General features: G+C 60.8%; 23 protein-coding genes. 10 read left to right on the top strand and 13 right to left on the bottom strand.

Going from position 1 to position 26085, the window contains the following annotated elements; all coding sequences use genetic code 11:
* The first annotated feature begins 3 nt into the window (after window positions 1–3).
* Window positions 4–2421: a DNA topoisomerase (ATP-hydrolyzing) subunit B gene (gene gyrB, locus H0Z09_RS00485; protein WP_076952166.1), complete on the top strand. Its 2418-nt coding sequence runs from the start codon at window positions 4–6 to the stop codon at window positions 2419–2421.
* A 105-nt stretch (window positions 2422–2526) separates the two neighbouring features.
* Here gyrB and H0Z09_RS00480 read toward each other — a convergent pair whose 3' ends face one another.
* Window positions 2527–3249 carry a response regulator transcription factor gene (locus H0Z09_RS00480; RefSeq protein WP_186685936.1) on the bottom strand — a complete coding sequence of 241 codons (723 nt, stop codon included), beginning with the start codon at window positions 3247–3249 and terminating at the stop codon, window positions 2527–2529.
* Window positions 3250–3592: 343 nt separating this feature from the next.
* Here H0Z09_RS00480 and H0Z09_RS00475 point away from each other — a divergent pair, with 343 nt between their 5' ends.
* Window positions 3593–4465: a FecR domain-containing protein gene (locus H0Z09_RS00475; protein WP_238340185.1), complete on the top strand. Its 873-nt coding sequence runs from the start codon at window positions 3593–3595 to the stop codon at window positions 4463–4465.
* A gap of 3 nt (window positions 4466–4468) precedes the next feature.
* A complete protein-coding gene (locus tag H0Z09_RS00470; protein ID WP_186685930.1) occupies window positions 4469–6748 on the top strand; it encodes a CHASE2 domain-containing protein in 2280 nt (759 codons plus the stop codon).
* A gap of 180 nt (window positions 6749–6928) precedes the next feature.
* On the opposite strand, the gene H0Z09_RS00465 is transcribed toward H0Z09_RS00470, so the two are convergent.
* The 4 genes from H0Z09_RS00465 to glyQ all read right to left on the bottom strand — a co-directional run bounded on the left by H0Z09_RS00465 (window position 6929) and on the right by glyQ (window position 11325).
* Window positions 6929–7699, bottom strand: a complete 771-nt coding sequence (locus H0Z09_RS00465; protein ID WP_186685927.1) for a lysophospholipid acyltransferase family protein — start codon at window positions 7697–7699, stop codon at window positions 6929–6931.
* Between the two features lie 82 nt (window positions 7700–7781).
* Window positions 7782–8318: a D-glycero-beta-D-manno-heptose 1,7-bisphosphate 7-phosphatase gene (gene gmhB, locus H0Z09_RS00460; protein ID WP_186685924.1), complete on the bottom strand. Its 537-nt coding sequence runs from the start codon at window positions 8316–8318 to the stop codon at window positions 7782–7784.
* A 2-nt stretch (window positions 8319–8320) separates the two neighbouring features.
* Window positions 8321–10375: a glycine--tRNA ligase subunit beta gene (gene glyS / locus H0Z09_RS00455; protein ID WP_186685921.1), complete on the bottom strand. Its 2055-nt coding sequence runs from the start codon at window positions 10373–10375 to the stop codon at window positions 8321–8323.
* A complete protein-coding gene (gene glyQ / locus H0Z09_RS00450; RefSeq protein WP_064384049.1) occupies window positions 10372–11325 on the bottom strand; it encodes a glycine--tRNA ligase subunit alpha in 954 nt (317 codons plus the stop codon). The genes glyS and glyQ overlap by 4 nt, the downstream gene beginning before the upstream one ends.
* A gap of 81 nt (window positions 11326–11406) precedes the next feature.
* Here glyQ and tag point away from each other — a divergent pair, with 81 nt between their 5' ends.
* Together tag and H0Z09_RS00440 are read left to right on the top strand one after the other, a co-directional pair.
* Entirely contained in the window at window positions 11407–11964 is a 558-nt protein-coding gene (tag, locus tag H0Z09_RS00445; RefSeq protein ID WP_186685918.1) for a DNA-3-methyladenine glycosylase I, read from the top strand.
* Window positions 11965–12004: 40 nt separating this feature from the next.
* Entirely contained in the window at window positions 12005–12892 is an 888-nt protein-coding gene (locus tag H0Z09_RS00440; protein WP_076952172.1) for a lysophospholipid acyltransferase, read from the top strand.
* Window positions 12893–13028: 136 nt separating this feature from the next.
* Here H0Z09_RS00440 and H0Z09_RS00435 read toward each other — a convergent pair whose 3' ends face one another.
* From H0Z09_RS00435 to def, 5 genes are all read right to left on the bottom strand, one after another.
* Entirely contained in the window at window positions 13029–13340 is a 312-nt protein-coding gene (locus H0Z09_RS00435) for a hypothetical protein (RefSeq protein ID WP_186685915.1), read from the bottom strand.
* Window positions 13341–13359: 19 nt separating this feature from the next.
* Window positions 13360–14733 (bottom strand): Trk system potassium transporter TrkA, encoded by a 1374-nt coding sequence (trkA, locus tag H0Z09_RS00430; protein WP_010565843.1) that lies wholly within the window; start codon window positions 14731–14733, stop codon window positions 13360–13362.
* Between the two features lie 22 nt (window positions 14734–14755).
* Window positions 14756–16066 (bottom strand): 16S rRNA (cytosine(967)-C(5))-methyltransferase RsmB, encoded by a 1311-nt coding sequence (rsmB, locus tag H0Z09_RS00425; protein WP_186685912.1) that lies wholly within the window; start codon window positions 16064–16066, stop codon window positions 14756–14758.
* Window positions 16063–17016 carry a methionyl-tRNA formyltransferase gene (gene fmt / locus H0Z09_RS00420; RefSeq protein ID WP_186685909.1) on the bottom strand — a complete coding sequence of 318 codons (954 nt, stop codon included), beginning with the start codon at window positions 17014–17016 and terminating at the stop codon, window positions 16063–16065. The genes rsmB and fmt overlap by 4 nt, the downstream gene beginning before the upstream one ends.
* A 69-nt stretch (window positions 17017–17085) precedes the next feature.
* Window positions 17086–17592 carry a peptide deformylase gene (def, locus tag H0Z09_RS00415; RefSeq protein WP_076952176.1) on the bottom strand — a complete coding sequence of 169 codons (507 nt, stop codon included), beginning with the start codon at window positions 17590–17592 and terminating at the stop codon, window positions 17086–17088.
* A 135-nt stretch (window positions 17593–17727) separates the two neighbouring features.
* On the opposite strand from def, the gene H0Z09_RS00410 reads away from it, so the two are divergent.
* The 3 genes from H0Z09_RS00410 (at window position 17728) to H0Z09_RS00400 (ending at window position 20274) form a co-directional block, all read left to right on the top strand.
* Window positions 17728–18504, top strand: a complete 777-nt coding sequence (locus H0Z09_RS00410; RefSeq protein ID WP_186685906.1) for a peptidoglycan-binding protein — start codon at window positions 17728–17730, stop codon at window positions 18502–18504.
* Between the two features lie 63 nt (window positions 18505–18567).
* Window positions 18568–19662, top strand: a complete 1095-nt coding sequence (dprA, locus tag H0Z09_RS00405; protein ID WP_186685904.1) for a DNA-processing protein DprA — start codon at window positions 18568–18570, stop codon at window positions 19660–19662.
* Window positions 19663–19716: 54 nt separating this feature from the next.
* Window positions 19717–20274 carry a Sua5/YciO/YrdC/YwlC family protein gene (locus H0Z09_RS00400; protein ID WP_186685893.1) on the top strand — a complete coding sequence of 186 codons (558 nt, stop codon included), beginning with the start codon at window positions 19717–19719 and terminating at the stop codon, window positions 20272–20274.
* A 130-nt stretch (window positions 20275–20404) separates the two neighbouring features.
* Here the strand turns inward: H0Z09_RS00400 and H0Z09_RS00395 are convergent, their stop codons facing one another.
* On the bottom strand, window positions 20405–21382 hold the full coding sequence (locus tag H0Z09_RS00395) for a quinone oxidoreductase (protein WP_186685883.1): 978 nt from the start codon (window positions 21380–21382) through the stop codon (window positions 20405–20407).
* A gap of 160 nt (window positions 21383–21542) precedes the next feature.
* Between H0Z09_RS00395 and hemF the strand changes: the two genes are divergently transcribed.
* Together hemF and aroE are read left to right on the top strand one after the other, a co-directional pair.
* The gene (gene hemF, locus H0Z09_RS00390) at window positions 21543–22475 is read left to right on the top strand and encodes an oxygen-dependent coproporphyrinogen oxidase (RefSeq protein ID WP_186685880.1); all 933 of its coding nucleotides are present in this window, start codon (window positions 21543–21545) and stop codon (window positions 22473–22475) included.
* On the top strand, window positions 22475–23293 hold the full coding sequence (gene aroE, locus H0Z09_RS00385) for a shikimate dehydrogenase (protein ID WP_186685877.1): 819 nt from the start codon (window positions 22475–22477) through the stop codon (window positions 23291–23293). The genes hemF and aroE overlap by 1 nt, the downstream gene beginning before the upstream one ends.
* Window positions 23294–23421: 128 nt before the next feature.
* Here aroE and H0Z09_RS00380 read toward each other — a convergent pair whose 3' ends face one another.
* The gene (locus tag H0Z09_RS00380; RefSeq protein ID WP_186685874.1) at window positions 23422–24990 is read right to left on the bottom strand and encodes a SulP family inorganic anion transporter; all 1569 of its coding nucleotides are present in this window, start codon (window positions 24988–24990) and stop codon (window positions 23422–23424) included.
* A 172-nt stretch (window positions 24991–25162) separates the two neighbouring features.
* A complete protein-coding gene (gene choX, locus H0Z09_RS00375) occupies window positions 25163–26077 on the bottom strand; it encodes a choline ABC transporter substrate-binding protein (RefSeq protein ID WP_186685871.1) in 915 nt (304 codons plus the stop codon).
* Window positions 26078–26085 lie beyond the last annotated feature (8 nt).

Raw genomic sequence — 26085 nt, 5'->3', positions numbered from 1 at the left:
GGCATGAGCGAAGAAAACACGTACGACTCGACCAGCATTAAAGTGCTGAAAGGTTTGGATGCCGTACGCAAACGTCCCGGTATGTACATTGGCGACACTGATGACGGTAGCGGTCTGCACCACATGGTGTTCGAGGTGGTCGACAACTCCATCGACGAAGCCCTGGCCGGTCACTGCGACGACATCAGCATCATCATCCATCCGGATGAATCGATTACCGTACGCGACAACGGTCGTGGTATTCCGGTAGACGTACACAAAGAAGAAGGCGTGTCGGCGGCAGAGGTCATCATGACCGTGCTTCACGCTGGCGGTAAGTTCGACGACAACTCCTACAAAGTCTCCGGCGGTTTGCACGGCGTGGGTGTTTCGGTAGTGAACGCACTGTCCGAAGAGCTGATCCTGACGGTCCGCCGTAGCGGTAAAATCTGGGAGCAGACCTACGTTCACGGCGTTCCACAAGAACCGATGAAGATCGTCGGGGACAGTGAATCCACCGGTACGCAGATCCACTTCAAGCCATCGGCGGACACCTTCAAGAATATCCACTTCAGCTGGGATATCCTGGCCAAGCGTATTCGTGAACTGTCCTTTCTCAACTCCGGTGTCGGTATCGTCCTCAAGGATGAGCGCAGCGGCAAGGAAGAACTGTTCAAATACGAAGGTGGCTTGCGTGCATTCGTTGAGTACCTGAACACCAACAAGACTGCGGTCAACCAGGTGTTCCACTTCAACATCCAGCGTGAAGATGGCATTGGCGTGGAAATCGCCCTGCAGTGGAACGACAGCTTCAACGAGAACCTGTTGTGCTTTACCAACAACATCCCACAGCGCGACGGCGGCACTCACCTGGTGGGTTTCCGTTCCGCACTGACGCGTAACCTGAATACCTACATCGAAGCCGAAGGCTTGGCCAAGAAGCATAAGGTTGCCACTACCGGTGACGACGCGCGCGAAGGCCTGACGGCGATCATTTCGGTAAAAGTGCCGGATCCGAAGTTCAGCTCCCAGACTAAAGACAAGCTCGTATCTTCCGAAGTGAAGACCGCAGTGGAACAGGAGATGGGCAAGTACTTCTCCGACTTCCTGCTGGAAAACCCGAACGAAGCCAAGCTGGTCGTCGGCAAGATGATCGACGCCGCACGAGCCCGTGAAGCGGCGCGTAAAGCCCGTGAGATGACCCGTCGTAAAGGCGCGCTGGATATCGCCGGCCTGCCCGGCAAACTGGCTGACTGCCAGGAGAAGGACCCTGCCCTCTCCGAACTGTACCTGGTGGAAGGTGACTCTGCTGGCGGCTCCGCCAAGCAGGGTCGTAACCGTCGCACCCAGGCCATCCTGCCGTTGAAGGGCAAGATCCTCAACGTCGAGAAGGCGCGCTTCGACAAGATGATTTCCTCCCAGGAAGTCGGCACCTTGATCACGGCGCTGGGCTGCGGTATCGGCCGTGACGAGTACAACATCGACAAGCTGCGCTACCACAACATCATCATCATGACCGATGCTGACGTCGACGGTTCGCACATCCGTACCCTGCTGCTGACCTTCTTCTTCCGTCAGTTGCCGGAATTGATCGAGCGTGGCTACATCTACATCGCCCAGCCGCCGTTGTACAAAGTGAAAAAGGGCAAGCAAGAGCAATACATCAAAGACGACGACGCCATGGAAGAGTACATGACGCAGTCGGCCCTGGAAGACGCCAGCTTGCACCTGAACGACGAAGCCCCGGGTATTTCCGGTGAAGCGTTGGAGCGCTTGGTCAACGACTTCCGCATGGTCATGAAAACGCTGAAGCGTCTGTCGCGCCTGTACCCTCAGGAGCTGACCGAGCACTTCATCTACCTGCCGTCTGTCAGCCTTGAACAGCTGGGCGATCATGCGCATATGCAAAACTGGCTGGCACAATACGAAGTTCGCCTGCGCACTTCGGAAAAATCCGGCCTGGTCTACAAAGCCAGCTTGCGCGAAGATCGTGAACGTAACGTGTGGCTGCCCGAGGTGGAACTGATCTCCCACGGTCTGTCGAACTACGTTACCTTCAACCGCGACTTCTTTGGCAGCAATGACTACAAGACCGTGGTTACCTTGGGCGCTCAACTGAGCACCTTGCTGGACGACGGCGCTTATATTCAGCGTGGCGAACGCAAGAAGCAGGTCAAGGAGTTCAAGGAAGCCCTTGACTGGTTGATGGCTGAAAGCACCAAGCGTCATACCATCCAGCGATACAAAGGTCTGGGTGAAATGAACCCGGATCAGTTGTGGGAAACCACCATGGACCCAGCCCAGCGTCGCATGCTGCGGGTGACCATTGAAGACGCCATTGGCGCAGACCAGATCTTCAACACCCTGATGGGTGATGCGGTCGAGCCTCGCCGTGACTTCATCGAGAGTAACGCCCTGGCGGTTTCTAACCTGGACTTCTGATCCATTTAGAGCGCGGGAAACAGAAAGGCCAACGCTTAGCGTTGGCCTTTTTTATTTGAGCAAATCAGCGAATTTTAAAATGCTCCACGTGGAACATCGGCGTTTTCAGCCTTGAGAAGCGGTCGCCACGCTCTCCAACCGATACCCATACCCATAGATCGTCAACAACTGCCAACCTCGATCCGCCGTCAGCCCCAGCTTGTTGCGTAGCCGGTAGATATGCGTATCCAGTGGCCGTGACGAAACCATTTCTTCGTGGGTCCAGAACCGCTCGTAAAGATACTCACGGGACAGTGGCCGAGCCAGGTTGGCAAACAAGCAACTGGCCAGGCGATACTCACGCTCGGTGAGATTGATTGGTTTGCCCGCACGGGTCACGGTCAGTTCAGCATCGTCAAAGGTCAGGTCATTGAAGCTCTGCACTTCATGGGTAGCTGACTTTTGCAGGCCATGCCGGCGCAAGACCGCCGTGACCCGTGCTTTCAATTCGTTAGGACGAAAGGGTTTGCTGACGTAATCGTCGGCGCCGCTGTTCAGTGCGGTGACAATATCGCTCTCGGCGTCACGGCTCGTGAGCATGATGACGGCGGGCGGGGACTCCATATGTTCGCGGGTCCAGCGCAGCAGGGCAATGCCGGTGATATCGGGCAGTTGCCAGTCGAGTATCAACAGGTCGAAGGTTTCCCGGCGCAGTTGGCGCAGCAGGTCTTCGCCGCGCTCGAAGCAATGCAGGGTCCAGGGCTGTTCGGCGGTGCTGGGGATTTGTCGCAGTGTCTGTTCCACCCGGCGCAGTTCCGCGGGTTCGTCATCCAGTATTGCGACACGCATGGGTGGGTCCTTTCTTTTTAAGAGTACAGCAGCCGTCGCCGGTTTCGGTTATGGGCACGCGCTGCGCAGATGCCAGTCGTTGAATCTGAAGAATTGTGCTCAGATCCGTCGACCCCTTGGATCTCTCGTTACGCTGAGAACAATGAGTGGTTATCCCACTGAAAATGCTCGATAGCGATGTGGGAAAGATACCGGCTCCCGACCCTAAGGAAAAGGATCAACCGACGCATGCGCTGTCGTAAACTCTCATGCGCAGATGCCAGACGCCCTCTCCCCAACCTTAATGAGCACCATGACCCTTTCCCGCAATTGCTTGCGCCGCGTCCTCCCCTTGTTGTCAGTCATGGCGGTCGGCTCTGCGGGTGCTGCGGTCAACGTCCGCTTACCCTATATCGATGCTGATTTCTCATGCCGGGCCCAGCCTTTGCCTGCGGTGGTTCAGCATCTCACCGGAGAAGCTTGGAAAATCGATACGAAAGGCAGCGTGACTCCCTTGCGCGATGGCATGACCATCGATGAACAAGAAGGTGTGAAGACCTCGGCGTCCGCGTTTGTCAGCCTGTTGCTGGGTGATGGATCCCGAGTGGTGTTGCCTTCCAACTCCCAGGTGCGATTGCAGATGGAGAAGACGCTGTCAATTCCTCGAGTCGTAATCGAACAGGGCCAAGTCGAGGCGTATGTGATCAAGCGAGTCAGCGACCATGATCGCTTCCAGATCGTGACGCCGGTGGGGGTGCTGGGCGTAAGGGGCACTCACTTTCGGGTGCGCAACGACGCTGAGCAATCGGTGCTTGAAGTGCTGGACGGTCAGGTAGCCGTTAATCGCGGGATGAAGGCCAAGCCAGCCGAAAGTGAGGTCAAGGTTGGCGCCCGGCAAGGTTTGCTCTTCAAGAAACAGGGCGACCTGAACCCCGTGGAGTTGCTTGCAGCACCCAAGCTCATGGGGCAGGACGGCCAACAAGGCGACGCGCCCATCTGGAATTTGTACCTGCGGCCCTTGCCCGGTGCGCGACGCTACCGCGCGCAGGTCGCGGCCGATAAAGCCTTTATGGATATCAAGCAGGAAAACTTTTCCAGCGCGCCGAAAGTGAGCTTCACTGGGCTCAAAGCCTCGTTCTATCACGTGCGCTTGTCGGCATACGACGAGAACGGCCTTGAGGGAGAAACCGGGGTTTATGACATCTTCTACCACCCACCCATTGCCCAGGCGCGCTGACCGATGATGCTCTGGGGCAAGGCCGAGAAACGTCAACCCACTCATGCACAGCGGCTCTTCCACGGCCTGGTGCGGGAGTGGTTGTGGATCGGTTTACTGTTACTGCCCATCACGGCGTACCTGTCGTTGAGTCCAGGCCTGGCCTTGAACAATCCGTTGTATGACAGCCTGCGCCGTCTCACCCCGTTGCCTGTGGACCCACGTATCCTGTTGGTGACCATTGATGATCCGAGTCTGAAAAAACTTGGCCAATGGCCGTGGCCGCGTAGCTTGCACGCCGACCTGATAGATCGCCTGAGCGCTGGGCAACCGGCGAGTATTCTGTTCGATGTCATCTTCAGTGAGCCTGGCAACGCCGCCAATGACAAACGCCTGGCAGAAGCGGTCTGCAACGCCGGCAATGTCCTGATGCCATTGGTGCGAGAAGGCGCTGCGGGCTACAGCCAGCCCGGCGCGCAGATGATGCCTTTGCTCAAATGCGCTAAAGGCGTGGGCCATATCAACGTGGAAGCGGACAATGACGGCGTGGTTCGCAGCCTGTATCTGCGTGAAGGCCCACCCGATGCTACGGCTGCGCAACTGGCTTGGCTGGCCTATGAGATGAGCGGCGAGTTATCCCAAATGCCAGGCGAGCCGCTGCAATCAACTGCCCAGCCCTGGCATCGAGAGCACGCTATTCGTATACCTTTTATCGCGCCGCATACCCATTTCCCGAGTGTGTCCTACGTCAGCGTTTTGCGCGGCGAAGTCCCCCCCGAGCAGCTACGCAGCCGCCTGATTTTAGTCGGATCGACGGCTTCCGGGATGGGCGATCGGTTTGTCACGCCGCTCTCCTCCAAAGCTGGCACCACCGCAGGTGTTGAGATCCAGGCCAACGTGCTCAATGGTTTGCTGCAGGGACGCAGCATTGTTGATCTGCCGGGCTGGCTTGCGGCGCTGATGGCGACTTCACTGGTCGCATTGCTGCTGGGCCTGCTGCTCTACCGCCCTCGTTATGCGCTATGGATGACGTTGGGCTGCATGGCTGCCGCGTTGCTCGGTTCGTTGGCGCTGTTACGCCTTGGCCACTGGTGGTCGCCTGCAGCCTGCCTGATCGGCCTGCTGCTCAGTTACCTGATCTGGAACTGGCGTCGCCTCAGCGTGATCCTCGCCTATTTCGGCTGGGAGCTGGCGCGCCTGGATAACGAACCCAAGGTCCTGCCCGAGCGTCGCCGCGCGCCTGCCAGCAAAGGCGATGTGTTGCAGGCGCGTATCTTCGCCCTGGAGCAAGCGGTCAGCCGCACGCGCGATACCCGCCGCTTCATGGCCGACGGCCTGGAGTGCCTGCCGGTCGCGACGCTGATCACCGACCCCAGGGGCAATATCCTGCTGGCCAATCGCATTGCGCGGGAAGTGTTCGGCAACGTCCTGGTCAACGAAAACCTGCTGGAGCAATTGGCGGATTTGGGCTACCCGCCGCTGCACAATGGCGTGCGCCCTGCCCTCTCGGTGCTGGAGTTGGTCGAGTTCCGGGATATCCACAAGCGCAGTCTGCGCATGGAGTTGGCGCCCTTGTTACCAGCCGAAGGCGACATCGCGCTCGGCTGGCTGCTGAGCCTGACGGATTTGAGTAAGGAGCGCGAAGCCCAGCAACACCGCGAGACGATGTTGCGGTTTCTCTCCCATGACCTGAGGGCGCCGCACTCGGCAATCCTGGCCCTGCTGGACGTGCATAACGGCGAGTCCCCGGTATTCGCCCAGATCGAGCAGCAAGTGCGGCGTGCCCTGGGCCTCACCGAATCGTTCGTACAGTTGGCGAAGGCTGAGGCCGACGGTTATCAGTTCCAGCCAACCTTGTTCGCCATGTTGGTGATGGACGCGTTCGACCAAGTGGCAGTGCTCGCCCAACTCAAGGGGATTCATCTGGTTCATGATCTGGATGAAGCCGATGAGGGCATGGTGTCGGCCGATCAGTCACTGCTCACCCGAGCACTGTTCAATGTGCTGGAGAACGCCATCAAGTATTCGCCTTCGGGGACGACCGTCAGGTTGAGGCACAGCACTGCACAGGGTTGGCTGGAATGTCGTATCAGTGACCAGGGGCCGGGGATTTCCGCGACGGACCTGCCGGAACTATTCAGCCAATACCGACGCTTCGATTCGGCTCAAGGCAGTGAAGGTTTGGGATTGGGGCTGAGCATGGTCAAGGCCGTGATAGAGCGCCACGGTGGTCGCATCAGCTGCGAGAGCGTGGTGGGTAGAGGCACCCTCTTCTGCCTGCAACTGCCCGTACTTGAAGAGTGAAAAACGTACGTTTGCGCTGTGCATAAAAAACCGGTCGCCAGGACCGGTTTTTTACGCGGGAAAAACTTATGCACCTTTTCCCTGATTTTATGACCTCTGGAAATATGTATGTAAATCAGCTTCTTATGCAGCAAACAAGGCGATTCGCCAACATACCGTGCACAGGTTATCCACAGATGCTCAGATCACCGGTGTGTCGACCACGACCGGCTCCGGCGGCAACGAACCCATGGCCCGCTGCTGCGCTTGATTCCATGCCTGGGCACGGTCATTCAACGCTGCAATTGCGCGGGGTCCTTCCCCTTCGGCGTACATGGGTTCGCCAATCACTACCGTGATGGTGCCCGCGCGTTTCGCCCAGCCGGTCTTTGGCCAGAACTTGCCGGCGTTGTGGGCAATCGGTAGCACTGGCAAGTTGGCGTTGACCGCCAAGGCGGTACCGCCGCGTGAGAACTTGCCTACGGTGCCGTAAGGAACACGCGTGCCTTCGGGGAAGATCAGCACCCAAACGCCGTCCTTGAGCAGCTCGTCGCCTTTCTTGGCTACGTGCTTGAGCGCAGCCTTGGGGTTATCGCGGTCGATGGCGATCGGACGCAACATCGCCATGGCCCAGCCGAAGAACGGCACGTACAGCAACTCACGCTTGAGCACCTGGCTCAACGGCGAGAAGTACGCCGACAAAAAGAACGTCTCCCAGGTGCTCTGGTGGTTCGACAGAATCACGCAGGGCTGCTCCGGGACGTTTTCCGCGCCCTTGATCTCGAAGCGAATGCCCAGGAATACCTTGGACAGCCACAACGCGCAGCGGCACCAATAGACGTTGATAAAGCGATAGCGCGCCTTGAACGGCAGGAACGGCGCAATAAAAAAGCTCAGGGTGCACCAGAGAAAGGAACTGGTGCCCAGCAGCAGGTAAAAGAAAAAGGTTCTGATGGCCTGCAAAATCGACATGGCGGCATTTACCGTTGCGGGACAAGGCCCGCCTGTTAAAAGCGCACTCCCGAACACTCCTTGGCCAGGAAGTCGAGGGCGGCTAGTTGTTGATAAGTTCTGCGGCAACAGCCGCCAGATCGTCAAAAATCAAGGTGCCTACCGGCAGGTTTTTCACCTGGGTCTTTTCGCCTTTCCCGGTCTTAACCAAAACTGGCTGAGAGTCGACGGCTTTGGCCGCCTCCAGGTCACCGAGGCTGTCCCCGACGAACCATATCCCAGCCAAGGGCACCTTGTAATGTTCTGCAATGATTTTCAACATGCCTGGCTTGGGTTTGCGGCAATCGCAGCCGTCGTCCGGGCCATGCGGGCAATACACCACCAGCCCGACTTCACCGCCCTGCTCGGCCACCAACGTGCGCAAGCGCGCATGCATGGCGTCCAAGGTCGCGATGTCGTAGTAGCCACGGGCGATGCCGGACTGGTTGGTGGCGATGGCCACCGTCCAGCCCGCCATGCTCAACTGCGCGATGGCCTCGATCGAACCGGGCAACGGAATCCATTCCGCCACCGACTTGATGTAAGCGTCGGAGTCGTAGTTGATCACCCCGTCCCGATCGAGAATCAGCAGTTTCAACATGCTCAGCTCAGGGTCGATATGTCAGCGATATTGACGAACAAGCCGCGCAGACGCGCGAGCATGGCGTAGCGGTTTTTGCGCACGCCGGCATCGTCGGCATTGATCATCACCGCTTCGAAGAACGCATCGACCGGCTCACGCAAGGTGGCCAGGCGCGCCAATGCTTCGGCGTAGTTGCGTTCGGCGATCAGCGGCTTCACCGCGTTTTCGGCCTTGGCGATGGCCGAGTTCAGCGAGAACTCCTTGGCATCGGCAAACAGGCCTGGATCGACGTCAACGTTGCCCAGGCCTTCGGCCTTGCTCAGCAGGTTCGATACACGCTTGTTCACGGCGGCCAGTGCGTCGGCTTCCGGCAATTTGCGGAAGGCCTGTACGGCTTGTACGCGCTGGTCGAAGTCCAACGCCGAACCTGGCTGCAGGGCACGTACCGACAGGTACACCGAAACGTCCACGCCTTCGTCTTCGTAACGCGCACGCAGGCGGTCGAACACGAACTCCAGCACTTGCTCGGCCAGGCCCGCTTGCTTGACCTTGGCACCGAACTGTCCGACCGCGAACACCACGGCCAGGGTCAGGTCGAGGTCCAGCTTTTTGTCGATCAGGATGCGCAGCACACCCAGGGCCGCACGGCGCAGGGCGTACGGGTCTTTGCTGCCGGTTGGCAACATGCCGATGCCGAAGATACCCACCAGGGTATCCAGCTTGTCGGCGATGGCTACGGCAGCACCGGTCAGCGTGGTTGGCAGTTCGGCACCGGCACCGCGTGGCATGTACTGCTCGTTCAGGGCCAGGGCTACGTCGTCCGGTTCGCCGTCGTTGAGGGCGTAGTAGTAGCCGGCAACACCTTGCATCTCCGGGAATTCCCCAACCATCTCGGTGGCCAGGTCGCACTTGGACAGCAGGCCTGCGCGCGCAGCCAGGGCGGCATCACCGCCAATGCGAGGCGCAATGTAGGCGGCCAGCTTGGAAACACGCACGGCCTTGTCGTAGACGCTGCCGAGTTTTTCCTGGAACACCACGTTCTGCAGGCGCAGGTTGAAGTCTTCGAGTTTCTGCTTCTTGTCTTGCTTGAAGAAGAACTCCGCATCGGTCAGGCGCGGGCGCACGACTTTCTCGTTACCGGCGATGATTTGCTGCGGGTCTTTGCTGTCGATGTTGGCCACGGTAATGAAACGCGGCAGCAGCTTGCCGTCCACGTCCAGCAGGCAGAAGTACTTCTGGTTGTCCTGCATGGTGGTGATCAGCGCTTCTTGCGGCACGTCGAGGAAACGCTCTTCGAACGAGCACACCAGCGGCACCGGCCATTCAACCAGCGCGGTCACTTCGTCGAGCAGGCTTGGCGGCACGATGGCGGTGCCTTCCTGCAGGCGGGCCAGCTCTTCGGTGCGCTTGCTGATCAGCTCGCGACGCTCATTGGCGTCAGCCAGCACGTAAGCGGCGCGCAGGTCGGCGGCATAGTTGGCCGGCGAAGTGATGCGCACGGCGTGCGGGTGATGGAAGCGGTGACCACGGGAATCACGGCCAGCCTTCTGGGCCAGGATAGTGCAGTCGATAACCTGGTCACCGAGCAGCATCACCAGCCATTGGGTTGGGCGTACGAACTCTTCCTTGCGCGCACCCCAGCGCATGCGCTTGGGAATCGGCAGGTCGTTCAGGGAGTCTTCGACGATGGTTGGCAACAGGCTGGCGGTCGGCTTGCCGGTGATAACCTGGCTGAAACGCAGTTTCGGGCCGCTCTGGTCGATCTCGCTCAGCTCCACGCCACATTTTTTGGCAAAGCCGAGGGCAGCCTGGGTCGGGTTGCCTTCTGCGTCGAATGCGGCCTGGCGCGGCGGGCCGTCGAGGTTGATGCTGCGGTCCGGCTGTTGGGTTTCCAGCGCGGTCAGCAGCACGGCCAGGCGACGTGGCGCGGCGTAGACTTTCTTCGCTTCGAACTTCAGGCCGGCGCTGTGCAGGCCCTTTTCGATACCGGCCAGGAACGCATCGGCCAGGGTGTTGAGCGCCTTGGGTGGCAACTCTTCGGTGCCCAGTTCAACCAGGAAATCTTGAGCACTCATTGTGCAGCCTCCAGCTTAGCCAATACTTCATCACGCAGGTCCGGGGTTGCCATCGGGAAGCCCAGCTTGGCGCGAGCCATCAGGTAGGCTTGGGCGACGGAACGCGCCAGGGTGCGCACACGCAGAATGTACTGCTGACGCGCGGTGACCGAGATGGCACGGCGGGCATCCAGCAGGTTGAAGGTATGGGACGCCTTCAACACCATTTCATAGCTTGGCAGCGGCAGCGGCTGGTCAAGTTCGATCAAGCGCTTGGCTTCGCTTTCATAGAAGTCGAACAGTTCGAACAGCTTGTCGACGTTGGCGTGTTCGAAGTTGTAGGTGGACTGCTCCACCTCGTTCTGGTGGAACACGTCGCCGTAGGTGACTTTGCCGAACGGGCCGTCAGCCCATACCAGGTCGTAGACCGAGTCCACGCCCTGCAGGTACATGGCCAGGCGCTCGAGGCCGTAGGTGATTTCGCCGGTGACCGGGTAGCACTCGATGCCGCCCGCTTGCTGGAAGTACGTGAACTGCGTCACCTCCATGCCGTTGAGCCAGACTTCCCAGCCCAGGCCCCAGGCGCCCAGGGTCGGCGACTCCCAGTTGTCTTCGACAAAACGGATGTCGTGGACCAGCGGGTCCAGGCCAACATGCTTGAGCGAGCCCAGGTACAGTTCCTGGAAGTTGTCCGGGTTGGGCTTCAATACCACCTGGAACTGGTAGTAGTGCTGCAGACGGTTCGGGTTTTCGCCGTAGCGGCCGTCAGTCGGGCGACGACTGGGCTGCACATAAGCGGCGTTCCAGGTTTCCGGGCCGATGGCCCGCAGGAATGTAGCGGTGTGGAAAGTGCCGGCGCCTACTTCCATATCGTAGGGCTGAAGTACCACACAACCTTGCTCGGCCCAGTATTGCTGGAGGGCGAGGATCAAGTCTTGGAAGGTACGCACGGCTGGCGTAGGCTGGCTCACGAAATTCACCTGTTACTTGGGCTGCGATTTAAAGAGCGGGAGTATACCCGATTCGGCCGCGCCACCATCCCCTGGAGCCTTATGCCACGCTGCTTTTGGTGTTCTGAAGATCCGCTGTACATGGCTTATCACGATCAGGAGTGGGGAACGCCGTTGCGCGATGCGCAGGGTTTGTTCGAGTTGCTTTTGCTCGAAGGGTTCCAGGCGGGCCTTTCCTGGATCACCGTTTTACGCAAGCGTGAGCATTATCGAAAGGTCCTGTTCGGCTTTGATGCGCAACGCCTGGCGCGGTTGAGCGATGACGAGATCGACGCGTTGATGCAGGATCCGGGCATTGTGCGCAACCGCCTGAAGCTCAACGCGACCCGGCGTAATGCCGCTGCCTGGCTGGCGCTGGAGGACCCGGTGGGTTTGCTCTGGTCGTTCGTCGGCGGCGTGCCCAAGGTCAACCATTTCAGGGACCGCAGTGAAGTGCCGGCCATCACGCCCGAAGCCGAAGCCATGAGCCGCGCGCTGAAAAAAGCCGGTTTCACATTCGTTGGGCCGACCATTTGTTATGCCTTCATGCAGGCCTCGGGCATGGTCATGGACCACACCCGGGACTGCGACCGTTACGCGGATCTGGCCAACGCCGGTTAGAATGCCGGCCTTGCGCACCACACACGATCAGGAGTGACCCGTGGAAAAGTTTAAAGGCGCCTTGCTGGTAGGCGCTCTTCGGTTATTTGCCCTGCTGCCCTGGCGGGCTGTCCAGGCGGTCGGCACGGCTATTGGCTGGATCATGTGGAAAACCCCCAACCGGTCCCGCGACACGGTGCGGATCAACCTCTCCAAGTGTTTCCCCGCCATGGACCCCGCCGAGCGCGAAGCACTGGTCGGCCGCAGTCTGATGGACATCGGCAAATCATTGACCGAAAGCGCCTGCGCCTGGATCTGGCCGGCCCAGCGCTCCATCGATCTGGTGCGCGAAGTCGAAGGCCTTGAAGTGTTGCACCAGGCCCTCGCCTCGGGCAAAGGCGTGGTCGGCATCACCAGTCACCTGGGCAACTGGGAGGTGTTGAACCACTTCTATTGCAGCCAGTGCAAACCGATCATTTTCTACCGCCCACCCAAGCTCAAGGCGGTGGATGAGTTGCTGCGCAAACAGCGTGTGCAACTGGGTAACCGCGTGGCGGCGTCGACCAAGGAAGGCATCCTCAGTGTGATCAAGGAAGTGCGCAAAGGCGGCCAGGTGGGTATTCCGGCCGACCCGGAGCCGGCCGAATCCGCCGGTATCTTCGTGCCGTTCTTCGCCACCCAGGCGCTGACCAGCAAGTTCGTACCGAACATGCTCGCGGGCCACAAGGCCGTTGGCGTGTTCCTGCATGCCCTGCGCCTGCCGGATGGTTCGGGGTACAAAGTGATCCTGGAAGCGGCGCCGGAAGACATGTATAGCACCGACACCGCCACGTCCTGTGCGGCGATGAGCAAGGTGGTGGAGCGTTATGTCGGCGCCTACCCGAGCCAGTACATGTGGAGCATGAAGCGCTTCAAGAAACGCCCGCCGGGTGAGGAGCGGTGGTACTGATTCGCGACGGACTCAAGGTGGATGCAAAACCAATGTGGGAGCGGGCTTGCTCGCGAATGCGGTATGTCGGATACATAGTCAGTGACTGACACTCTGCATTCGCGAGCAAGCCCGCTCCCACATTTTTGATCTCCATTCAGGCTTGGCGGCCGAGTTTTTTCAGGAACACAGTCATCTCTTTTTCAGCCTGTTTGTCGCCATGGGCCTGGGCGGCTTCGATACCCTTCTCCCACGCCTGGCGCGCTGCGGCCTGATCACCCAGTCCAAGTTGCGCCTTGCCCAACAACTTCCACGCCGCCGAATACTTCGGGTCGAACTCGACACACTTGTGCAAATGCTCCGCCGCCCTGGCGTTGTCCTTCAAGTCCAGATAACCCTTGCCCAAACCAAAGCGCAGCAATGCGTTATCCACACCCTTGGCCAGCATCTTTTCCAGGGATTCGAGCATGTCGGTTCACTCCGTTCGATCAGAAAAAGCTCAAGCCCACGTGGAACAGTTTCTCCACATCGCGAATATGTTTTTTATCCACCAGGAACAGGATCACATGGTCACCCGTGGCGATCACCGTATCGTCGTGGGCAATGATCACCTCTTCATCACGAATGATCGCCCCAATGGTGGTGCCCGGCGGCAAGCCGATATCGCGGATGGCCTTGCCGATCACCTTGCTCGACTTCGAGTCACCGTGGGCGATCGCCTCGATGGCTTCCGCCGCCCCCCGGCGCAGGGAGTGCACGCTGACGATATCGCCACGGCGCACGTGGGCCAGCAAGGTGCCAATGGTCGCCAGCTGCGGGCTGATGGCGATGTCGATATCGCCGCCCTGGATCAAGTCGACATAAGCCGGGTTATTGATGATGGTCATCACCTTCTTCGCGCCCAGCCGCTTGGCCAGCAAGGAGGACATGATGTTGGCTTCGTCATCGTTGGTCAGGGCCAGGAAGATATCGGCGTCGGCGATGTTTTCTTCCATCAGCAGGTCGCGGTCCGAGGCGCTGCCTTGCAGTACGACGGTGCTGTCCAGGGTGTCGGACAAATGCCGGCAGCGTGCCGGACTCATCTCGATGATCTTTACCTGGTAGCGGCTTTCGATGGCTTCGGCCAAGCGCTCGCCGATCTGCCCGCCGCCCGCGATAACGATGCGCTTATAGGTTTCGTCGAGGCGACGCATTTCGCTCATGACTGCACGAATATTCGCCTTGGCGGCGATGAAAAACACTTCGTCGTCGGCCTCGATCACGGTATCGCCCTGGGGCAGGATCGGGCGGTCGCGCCGGAAAATCGCCGCGACGCGGGTTTCCACGTTTGGCATGTGCTCGCGCAGCTGGCGCAGTTGCTGGCCGACCAGCGGGCCGCCGTAATAGGCCTTCACCGCGACCAGCTGCGCCTTGCCGCCGGCAAAGTCGATGACCTGCAAGGCGCCCGGGATCTCGATCAGGCGCTTGATGTAGTGGGTGACCACTTGTTCCGGGCTGATTAGTACGTCGACCGGGATCGCGTCGTTGTCGAACAGCCCGGCGCGGGTCAGGTAGGCCGCTTCGCGCACCCGCGCGATTTTGGTCGGGGTGTGGAACAGGGTGTGGGCGACCTGGCAGGCGACCATGTTGGTTTCGTCGCTGTTGGTCACGGCCACCAGCATGTCGGCGTCATCGGCACCGGCCTGGCGCAGTACCGTCGGGAACGAGGCGCGGCCTTGTACGGTGCGGATGTCGAGACGGTCGCCGAGGTTGCGCAGGCGTTCGGCATCGGTGTCGACCACGGTGATGTCGTTGGCTTCGCTGGCCAAATGTTCGGCCAACGTGCCACCGACCTGCCCTGCTCCAAGGATGATGATTTTCATCCGGTCACTCCCTTAAACCCGTTCAGCCGCGTGCGGCGGCGATCTTGATCAGTTTGGCGTAGTAGAAGCCATCGTGTCCGCCTTCTTGCGCCAGCAACTGGCGGCCGTGGGGCTGCTTGATGCCGGCGGTTGTGGCGAGGTCCAATTCCCGGGCGCCGCTGGTGCGGGCAAGGAAGGCTTGGATCACCTCGGTGTTTTCCGTCGGCAAGGTGGAACACGTGGCGTAGAGCAGGATGCCGCCGACTTCCAGGGTCGGCCACAGCGCATCGAGCAGCTCGCCTTGCAGTGCGGCCAGGGCGATGATGTCATCGGGTTGGCGGGTGAGCTTGATGTCCGGGTGGCGACGGATCACGCCAGTGGCCGAGCATGGCGCGTCGAGCAGGATGCGCTGGAACGGTTTGCCGTCCCACCAGGCGGCGGTGTCGCGGCCGTCGGCGGCGATCAGCTCGGCGCTCAGGCCCAGGCGTGCGAGGTTTTCCCGCACGCGCACCAGGCGCTTGGCTTCCAGATCGACAGCGACTACACCGGCCAGGTCTTTTTCGACTTCCAGGATGTGGCAGGTCTTACCGCCAGGCGCACAGCAGGCGTCGAGCACGCGTTGGCCGGGCGCCAGGTCGAGCAGGTCGGCCGCCAGTTGCGCAGCTTCGTCCTGCACGCTGATCCAACCCTCGGCAAAGCCCGGCAGGCTGCGCACATCAGTGGCCGCTTCGAGCACGATGCCGTCGGTGCTGTACACGCAGGGCGTGGCGTTGATGCCAGCGTCGGCGAGCAATTGCAAGTAGGCGTCACGCGGGTGATGGCGGCGGTTGACCCGCAGGATCATCGGCGGGTGCGCATTGTTGGCCGCGCAAATCGCTTCCCATTGCTGGGGCCAGAACGCCTTCAAGGATTTTTGCAGCCAGCGCGGGTGAGCGGTGCGCACCACTGGGTCATGTTCCAGCTCGGCCAGCAGTGTTTCGCTTTCGCGTTGGGCGCGGCGCAGTACGGCGTTGAGCAACGCTTTGGCCCAGGGCTTTTTCAGCTTGTCGGCGCAACCGACGGTCTCGCCGATAGCGGCGTGAGCGGGCACGCGGGTATAGAGCAGCTGATACAGGCCTACCAGCAGCAATGCCTCGACATCGGCATCGGCCGCCTTGAACGGCTTCTGCAGCAACTTCGCCGCCAGCGCCGACAACCGTGGCTGCCAGCGGGCGGTGCCAAAGGCCAGGTCCTGGGTGAACCCGCGATCGCGGTCCTCGACCTTATCCAGTTGCGTGGGCAGTGAACTGTTCAGCGAAGCCTTGCCGTTGAGCACGGCGGCGAGGGCCTTGGCGGCGGCCAGACGCGGGTTCATTGGGCCACCACGCCAAGGACCGTGCCCAGGGCAAATTTCTCACGACGGCTGTTGAACAAGTCGCTGAAATTCAGCGCCTTGCCACCGGGCAATTGCAGACGGGTCAGGCACAGCGTCTGTTCGCCGCAAGCGACCAGCAGGCCGTCCTTGCTGGCGCCAACGATTTCACCCGGAGCACCTTTGCCCTCGGCCAGGGTCGCGGCCAGCACTTTCAAGGCTTCACCGTTGAGGGTGCTGTGGCAGATCGGCCATGGGTTGAAGGCGCGCACCAGCCGCTCCAGCTCCACGGCCGGGCGGCGCCAGTCGATGCGCGCTTCGTCTTTGTTCAGCTTGTGGGCGTAGGTGGCCTGGCTGTCGTCCTGCACTTGGCCTTCCAGGGTGCCGGCGGCGAGCCCAGCGATGGCCTGGAGCACGGCGGGAGGGCCCAGCTCGGCAAGGCGGTCGTGCAGGCTGCCACCGGTGTCTGCTGCGGTAATCGGGGTGGTGACTTTGAGCAGCATCGGGCCGGTGTCCAGGCCCGCCTCCATGCGCATCACCGTCACCCCGCTTTCGCGGTCGCCCGCCTCTACGGCGCGCTGGATCGGCGCCGCACCGCGCCAGCGCGGCAGCAGCGAAGCATGGCTGTTGATGCAACCCAGGCGCGGGATATCCAGCACCACTTGCGGCAGGATCAAGCCGTAGGCCACCACCACCAACAGGTCCGGTTTCAGCGCGGCGAGTTCAGCCTGGGCGTCGGCGTTGCGCAAGGTCGGCGGCTGCAGCACGGGGATGTCGTGTTCCAGCGCCAGTTGCTTGACCGGGCTCGGCATCAGTTTTTGCCCGCGACCGGCCGGGCGATCCGGCTGGGTGTACACCGCGACAATGTCATAAGGGCTGGCAAGCAAGGCCTTCAGATGTTCGGCGGCGAATTCGGGAGTGCCGGCAAAAACAATGCGCAGTGGCTCGGTCATGGGAAGTCTCAGTTAAAAACAGTCACAAAAGAAAAAGGCTTGCCGCAGCAAGCCTTTGGAAGAAGGGCATCAAGCTTGCTGGCGATGCTTTTTTTCCAGCTTCTTCTTGATCCGGTCGCGCTTGAGCGTGGACAGGTAATCGACAAACAGCTTGCCGTTGAGGTGGTCGCATTCGTGCTGGATACACACCGCCAGCAGACCTTCGGCAATCTGCTCGAACGGCTTGCCGTCGCGGTCCAGGGCCTTGATCTTCACGCGTAGCGGGCGTTCGACGTTCTCGTAGAACTCGGGCACGGAGAGGCAGCCTTCCTGGTATTCGCCCATCTCATCGGTCAGAGGTTCGAACTCAGGATTGATGAATACCCGCGGTTCGCTGCGATCTTCCGACAGGTCCATGACCACGACGCGCTGATGCACGTTGACCTGGGTCGCGGCGAGGCCGATGCCCGGGGCTTCATACATTGTTTCAAACATGTCATCGACCAACTGACGAACCTTGTCGTCCACTACGGCCACCGGTTTGGCGATCGTGCGCAGGCGCGAGTCGGGAAATTCGAGGATGTTCAAAATAGCCATAAGCGTAATTGCTGCACATGTGAGGTAGAGGCAAATCGGCGTTGGGATGGACCCACACGGCCGGTGTGAAACCCTTGAGAGCCGCGAAGGCCGAGGCATTTCACGCGAACGCACATAATAAAGGAGATTGACCCCATGAGGAAATCGCTACTCGTCTTGCTGTTGTGGGCCCCGTTCGCCATGGCCCTGCTGCCCCAACCCGTCCAGCGTCTGGATCAACCAACGCAACAGGCTATCCAGCGTTTTTTACTGCATAACCGCATTCTCGACTCACCCCAGGACTTGGACAACGCGCCGTACATCGTCGCCGCCGATGCCGGGCGTGTACTCGGCGCCCATGGCCAGCGGGTGTATGCCAGGGGCGACTTGGACCCTTCCCAACCCGATTACGGAATATTCCGACGAGGCAAGGCCTACACCGATCCCCAGACCCAGGAGCTGCTGGGCATCAATGCCGATGACATCGGCACTGTGCGCTTTGTCACCGCCGGCGACCTCACGACCCTGGCTGTACAACGGGTGACCCAGGAGGTGCGTCCCGGTGACCGGCTTTTACGGGTGCAGTCTCCCATCGACTCGGCAAGCCTTGCGGTGCCGCCAACGGCGCCGTTCGTCGAAGGGCACATTATCGATGTTCCCAAGGGCGTGACCCAGATCGGTGTGCTGGATGCCGTGACCCTGAACAAAGGCCGCCGCGACGGTTTGGCGGAAGGTCAACTGCTCAGCGTGATCAAGACCGGCGCCACGGTGCGCGATGGCCTCACCAGCGCAGCCACGAAACTGCCCGACGAACGCGCGGGCACCCTGCTGGTGTTTCGCACCTACGAGAAGCTCAGTTACGGCCTGGTCCTTAAGGCCTCGCGCCCGCTGGCCGTGGCCGATCGTTTCGAGACGGCCCGTCACCCGGAATAAATAGCCTGCTAAATAAGTTACCAACAGAGTTATCCACAGCTTGTCACGGTCAAGGAAGATCAAATGTCTCAGATGAACAGTCAAGAAATATCCCCGTGCGAACTGGAAGCCCGGCTGCGCTTGCACCGGCTGCCGGAGCTGGGGCCGAAGCGTTTTCGCTTATTGATCGAAGCATTCGGTTCTGCGTCCAAAGCCATCAGCGCGCCAGCCAGCGCGTGGCGTTCGCTTGGGTTGCCAGCCACCAGCGCCGATGCCCGGCGCAGCCATGAAGTGCGCGACGGGGCCAGTGCGGCATTGGCCTGGTTGGCGCGCCCGGCCCAGCAATTGCTGATGTGGGACCAGCCGGATTACCCCGCACTGCTTGCCCAGATTGATGATGCGCCACCGTTGTTATTCGTCGCTGGCGACCCTTCTATCCTGGAAAAGCCGCAGTTGGCGATGGTCGGCAGCCGCCGTGCATCGCGTCCCGGCATGGACACGGCGGCAGCCTTTTCCCGCAGTCTGGCGAGCGCCGGTTTTGTGATTACCAGCGGCCTGGCGTTAGGCATCGATGGCGCAGCCCACCAAGCGGCATTGGACGTGGGTGGCCAGACAATCGGCGTGCTCGGCACCGGGCTCGAAAATTTTTATCCACAACGCCACAGACGGCTGGCGGAGGCGATGATCGACCAGGGCAGCGCCGTGGTTTCCGAGTTTCCGCTGGACGCGCCGCCCCAGGCCGGCAACTTCCCCCGGCGCAACCGGATCATCAGTGGTTTGTCCCTTGGTGTACTGGTGGTGGAAGCCGGCATGGCCAGCGGTTCGCTGATCACCGCGAAACTGGCGGCGGAGCAAGGCCGTGAGGTATATGCCATCCCCGGCTCCATTCATCATCCCGGCGCCAAGGGCTGCCACCAGTTGATCCGCGACGGCGCGGTATTGGTGGAGACCATCGAGCACATCCTGGAAGGCTTGCGCGGCTGGCAGGCGCTGTCTCGTCCGGCGCCGATGCCTGTTACCCACCCGTTGGTAGCGCTGCTGCACGCAGCGCCTCATACCAGTGAAGCCCTGGCAATTGCCAGCGGGCGGCCGTTGTCCCAGGTGCTGGCGACGCTCACCGAACTTGAACTGGAGGGCCAGGTCATCTGCGAAAGTGGGCGCTGGCTTGCGCGCTGCTAGGTTTTGTAAAGAAGATCGGTAAACTGCGCGAAGCTTTAGTCTGGAGAATCAACCATGGTCAACCGGTGGCGTGTGCTGGAAACCGCACGAGAAATTCGCGCAGGCGCGGTGATTGCCTATCCAACCGAGGCGGTTTGGGGCTTGGGCTGCGACCCGTGGAACGAAGCAGCGGTGGACCGTTTGCTCGCGATCAAGAACCGTTCGGTCGACAAGGGCTTGATCCTGGTGGCGGACAACATCCGCCAGTTCGACTTTCTGTTCGAAGATTTCCCGCAGGATTGGATCGACCGCATGGCCAGCACCTGGCCAGGGCCGAATACCTGGCTGGTGCCCCATCAGGACCTACTGCCGGAATGGGTGACAGGCATGCATGACACCGTGGCGCTGCGGGTGACGGACCATCCGCTGGTGCGCGACTTGTGCTCGCTGGTGGGGCCGTTGATCTCGACGTCGGCCAACCCACAGGGGCGCCCGGCCGCGCGCACGCGGATTCGCGTGGAGCAGTATTTCCGTGGCCAGCTGGATCTTGTGTTGGGTGGCGCCCTGGGTGGGCGCAAGAACCCCAGCCTGATTCGTCATTTGGTGACGGGCGAGGTGGTGCGACCGTCTTGATACCGAGGTGCTGCCTTCGCGAGCAAGCCCGCTCCCACATTTTGATCGGATTCCAACTGGAGGAACTCAGTTGAATGTGGGAGCGGGCTTGCTCGCGAAGAGGGCCTACATACCAACAACTATCTCAAGCCTATGGCAACAGAATGGTCGACCCGGTCGTACGCCGCCCCGACAACTCCGTCTGCGCCTCGGCCGCCTCCGCCAACGAATACCGCTGGTTGATATCAATGCGCACCTTGCCGCTCTTGATCATCGAGAACAGGTCATCGGCCATTGCCTGCAGGTTCTGCGCGTTGTTTGCATAGGTCGCCAGGGTCGGCCGGGTGACGTACAGCGAGCCCTTGGCCGCCAGGATCCCCAGGTTCACCCCATCCACCGCGCCTGATGCATTGCCGAAACTCACCACCAGCCCACGCGGCGCCACGCTGTCCAATGACGATAGCCAGGTGTCCTTGCCGACGCCGTCATACACCACCGGCACTTTTTTGCCGTCGGTCAATTCCAGTACGCGCTGTGCGACGTTTTCCTTGCTGTAATCGATGGTTTCCCAGGCGCCAAGGGACTTGGCCAGGGCGGCCTTTTCCGGCGAGCTCACGGTACCGATCAGCTTGACGCCCAATGCCTTGGCCCATTGGCAGGCCAGGGAGCCCACGCCACCGGCCGCGGCGTGGAACAGAATGGTTTCGCCGCCTTTGAGTTCATAGGTCTGACGCAGCAGGTACTGCACGGTCAGGCCTTTGAGCATGGCGCCAGCGGCTTGTTCGAAGCTGATCTCGTCCGGCAGGTGCACCAGGTTGGCGGCGGGCAGCACGTGCAACTGGCTGTAGGCACCCAGCGGACCGCTGCCGTAGGCCACGCGGTCGCCGACCTTGAATTGACTGACTTCGCTGCCGACGGCGTCGACCACACCAGCGCCTTCGGCACCCAGCCCCGATGGCAGGGACGGCGGTGCATACAAGCCACTGCGCAAGTAGGTGTCGATAAAGTTCAGGCCGATCGCCTCGTTACGCACACGAACCTGCTGCGGGCCGGGCTCCGCCGGCGTGTAGTCCACATATTCAAGCACTTCGGGGCCGCCATGGGCGCTGAACTGGATACGTTTGGCCATCTGCACTTCTCCTGGGTTGGAACTCGCGTAGCCCCCTATCGAACGCCTAAGCTTGATCTTCGTCAACTGCGGCGCAGTCGGATGGGGTGGTATCCTGTGCGCCCATTTGCCGCCGACGCCCAATGGCCTCGCGTAGCTTTGCCCGATTCAAGGTGATGCCATGACTACCCGCACTGAGGCCGTAAAGGCCTACCTGCTCGACCTGCAAGACCGTATTTGCAGCGCCCTGGAAACCTTCGAGACGGACACTCGCTTCATCGAAGACACCTGGACCCGGCCGGCCGGCGGCGGCGGTCGTACCCGTGTGATCGAAAACGGTTCGGTGACCGAAAAAGGCGGCGTTAACTTTTCCCACGTATTTGGCAGCGGTCTCCCGCCTTCCGCCAGTGCGCACCGGCCTGAACTGGCCGGCCGTGGCTTTGAAGCCCTGGGTGTCTCGCTGGTAATCCATCCGCACAACCCTCATGTACCGACTTCCCACGCCAACGTGCGGTTTTTCATCGCTGAAAAAGAAGGTGAAGAGCCGGTGTGGTGGTTTGGCGGCGGCTTCGACCTCACGCCTTACTACGGCAACGAGGAAGACTGCATTCACTGGCACCGCGTGGCCGAGCAGGCGTGTGCGCCTTTCGGTCCGGATGTGTATGCGCGCTACAAAGCCTGGTGCGACACCTACTTCCACATCAAGCATCGCAACGAGCCTCGTGGTATCGGCGGCCTGTTCTTCGATGATTTGAATGAATGGGGCTTCGACACCTGCTTCGCGTTCATCCGCGCCATCGGCGATGCCTATATCGACGCCTACCTGCCAATTGTTCAGCGCCGCAAAGCCATCGCTTACACCGAGCAGCAGCGCCAATTCCAGGAGTTCCGCCGGGGCCGCTACGTTGAATTCAACCTGGTCTACGACCGTGGCACGCTGTTCGGCCTGCAATCGGGCGGGCGTACCGAGTCGATCCTGATGTCGCTGCCGCCGCAAGTACGCTGGAGCTACGACTGGAAGGCCGAGGCCGGCAGCGAAGAAGCCCGCCTCACTGACTACTTTCTTCAAGACCGCGACTGGCTGGGACTTGCCGCGCCCAAGGCGGCGGTCTGATGGATCGTTATGTCGTCTTCGGCAATCCCATCGGCCACAGCAAATCGCCGCTGATCCACCGCCTGTTTGCCGAGCAGACTGGCGAGCAGCTGGACTACAGCACGTTGCTCGCGCCGCTGGAGGATTTTAACGGCTGTGCCCGTGAGTTTTTCCAGCAGGGTCGTGGCGCCAATGTCACCGTGCCGTTCAAGGAAGACGCCTTCCGCTTGGCCAATACCTTGACCGAACGCGCCCAACGCGCCGGCGCGGTGAACACCTTAAGTAAGCTCGCCGATGGCAGCCTGCTCGGCGACAACACCGATGGCGCCGGCCTGGTGCGCGACCTCAGGGTCAACGCCGGTTTGAGCCTGCAAGGCAAACGTATCCTGGTGCTGGGTGCCGGTGGTGCGGTGCGCGGTGCATTGGAACCATTGCTGGCCGAACAGCCGGCGTCGTTGGTCATCGCCAACCGCACCGTGGAAAAAGCGGAGTTGCTCGCCGAGTTGTTTGACGACCTGGGCCCCGTGGCTGCCAGCGGTTTCGATTGGTTGCGTGAGCCGGTCGATGTGATCATCAACGCTACGTCTGCGAGCCTGTCAGGCGCTGTACCGCCGATCGCCGGCAGCCTGATCGAGCCGGGCAGGACTTTTTGCTACGACATGATGTACGCCAAGGAACCGACTGCGTTCTGCCGCTGGGCGACCGAACAAGGCGCAGCCGTGGCGATGGATGGCCTGGGCATGCTGGTGGAGCAGGCGGCGGAAGCCTTCTTCCTGTGGCGCGGCGTGCGCCCGGATTCGGCGCCGGTGTTGGCCGAGCTGCGCCGGCAGTTGGCCTGACACAAATCTACTGTGGGCTCAGTGAGTGTGGGAGCGGGCTTGCTCGCGAATGCGGTGGCTCAGGCACTGATAGGTTGAATGACACACCGCATTCGCGAGCAAGCCCGCTCCCACAGTTTTAACCGCGTTCAGTCCTCGAAATGGATGGGGCAGTTTTCGGCGCCTTCCAGCTTCTTCAATTCCTCAACGACTTGCGGCCGCGCCCGACGCAACGTCAGGCTGCGCCCCAACCCACGCAATCTGCGCGCCTCCTGGTGCAGCATCTCCACGCCGGAATAATCGATAAAGTTGATCTGCTGCGCCTCGATCACTACCCGCTCGCCCTGCAAGCTTTGCAGGCGTACTTGTAGATAATGGCTGGCGCCAAAAAAGATCGACCCGCCGACGCGCAACACATCCTCCTCCCCGTCCCGCCACTGTTGTACCCGTGGTTGCGAGGTACGCTTGAGGTAGAAAAACAGCGACGCCAGCACGCCCGCATAAATTGCCGTTTGCAACTCCAGCAGCAAGGTTGCGAGGCACGTCAGGCCCATCACCACAAACTCGGCGCGGCTCACGCGGAACAACGCGCGAATGCCGCGATGGTCCACCAGGCCCCAGCAAATCAGCAGGATGCTCGCGGCCATGCTCGGGATCGGGATATGGGCGATCAGCGCCGCCCCGAACAACGCGAACAATGCCACCCAGAGCGCGGAAAACACGCCGGCCAACGGCGAACAAGCACCGGCCTCATAGCTGAGGCCTGAGCGCGTAAAGGATCCGGCTGACAGATACCCGGAGAAAAATCCGCCAACCATGTTGGATAAGCCCTGCGCGCGGACTTCCTGGTTGGCGTCGAGCAGTTGTTGCGAACGGGCCGACAGCGAGCGAGCAATCGACAGGCTGGTGACCAGCCCCAGCATCCCCACCGCTACAGCGCTGGGCAGCAGGCGCAGGATCGTGTCCAGATCCATCGGCAATGGGCTGAACGGCGGTAACTTGCCGACAAACGAACTGACCAACGCCACGTGCCCGAACATCGCCGGCCACAGCCAAGCCGTCAGGCTGCCCAGCGTGAGAGCAATCAACAGCGTCGGCCAGCGTGGTAGCCAATATTTGAGCAGCGCGCCTGACAGCAACGTGCCTAGCCCGAGAGCGAGGGAGGCGCGGTCCCATTCGCCACGGTGCTCCACAAGCGCCAGCAGGCTGTTGATCGCCGTGGCCTGGCTGGGCAAATCCAGCCCCAGCAGGTTGGGCAACTGCCCCAGGGCAATGACCACGGCGGCACCCAAGGTGAAGCCGAGCACTACCGAATGGGAGACAAAATTCACCAGCGCGCCAAAGCGCAACATGCCCAGCAGCCATTGGAAAACGCCGGCAAGGAAGGTAAGCAGCAGGATCAGGGTGATGTAGTCCTGTGAGCCCGGCACAGCCAGCGGGCTGACACTGGCGTAAAGCACAATGGAAATCGCCGCCGTTGGGCCGCAGATCAGGTGCCAAGACGAACCCCAGAGACACGCGATCAGCACCGGGATGATCGCGGCGTACAGGCCGTATTCGGGTGGGAGACCGGCGATCAGCGCATAAGCAATCGACTGCGGCAGGGCGAGCACGGCGCCGCTGAGGCCGACCATCGCGTCCCGGCCGACGCTGGCGCGGGTTTGGCGCGGGAGCCAGGCGAGGAAGGGGAAGAGTGATTGGCGGTTGGGCCGGGGCATGAAAAACTCGGCTGGAAAAGTTGGCTCAGATTATCAGTACACACGGGTCCCTGTGGGAGCTGGCTTGCCTGCGATGGCATCACTGCAGTGTACCTGCAAAATCGAGGTGCCTGAATCGCAGGCAAGCCAGCTCCCACACAAGCCCGCTCCCACATTTGGATCGCGTTGGGCCTTAGAGCTTGGCTTTGACCGCCGCCAGCGCATCCTGGCCATCCACGGTTTTCACGCCCTCAAGCCACTTATCCAACACCGCCGGATTCGCCTTGATCCACGCCTTCGCCGCTTGCGCATTGCTGACCTTGTTGTTGGCCACCTCGGCCATGATGCTGTTCTCCATCTCCTGGGTAAAACTCAGGTTGGTCAGCAGTTTTCCCACGTTCGGGCAGGCCTGTGCGTAACCTTTTCGGGTCAGCGTATAGACGCTGCCGGTGTCGCCAAAATACTTCCCGCCGCCTTTGAGATAGTGCATTTTCAACTGCACGTTCATCGGGTGCGGGGTCCAGCCGAGGAAGGTCACGAATTTCTGCTTCTTAACCGCCCGTGACACTTCGGCGAGCATCGCCTGTTCGCTGGACTCGATCAGCTTCCACTGGCCGAGGTCGAAGTCGTTCTTCTTGATGATCTCCTGCAACGAGATATTCGCCGGCGCGCCGGAACCGATGCCGTAGATCTTCTTGTCGAACTTGTCGGCAAACTTGTTCAAGTCGGCAAAGTCATGCACCCCGGCGTCCCACACGTAGGCCGGAACGGCGAGGGTGAACTCGGTGCCGTCGAGGTTTTTCGCCAGTTGCACCACATCGCCATTGGCCACGAACTTGTCGTAGAAGCCTTGCTGCGCCGGCATCCAGTTACCCAGGAACACGTCTACCTGGCCGTCCTTGAGCCCGCCAAAGGTAATCGGCACCGCAAGGGTGTCGACCTTGGCCTTGTAGCCCATGCCCGTCAGCAGAAACCCGGTGATGGCATTGGTGGCCGCGATATCGCTCCAGCCCGGATCGGCCATCTTCACGGTTTCGCAGCTGGTGTCCGCGTACACATGGGCGCTCCCAAACGCCAACATACCCAGCATCACAGTCAACTTTTGCATGGCCTTCC

The sequence above is a fragment of the Pseudomonas sp. SWRI18 genome, from assembly GCF_014268345.1.
GTDB classification, from domain to species: Bacteria; Pseudomonadota; Gammaproteobacteria; order Pseudomonadales; family Pseudomonadaceae; genus Aquipseudomonas; species Aquipseudomonas cedrina.
This window is presented reverse-complemented; position numbering and strand designations above follow the sequence as displayed.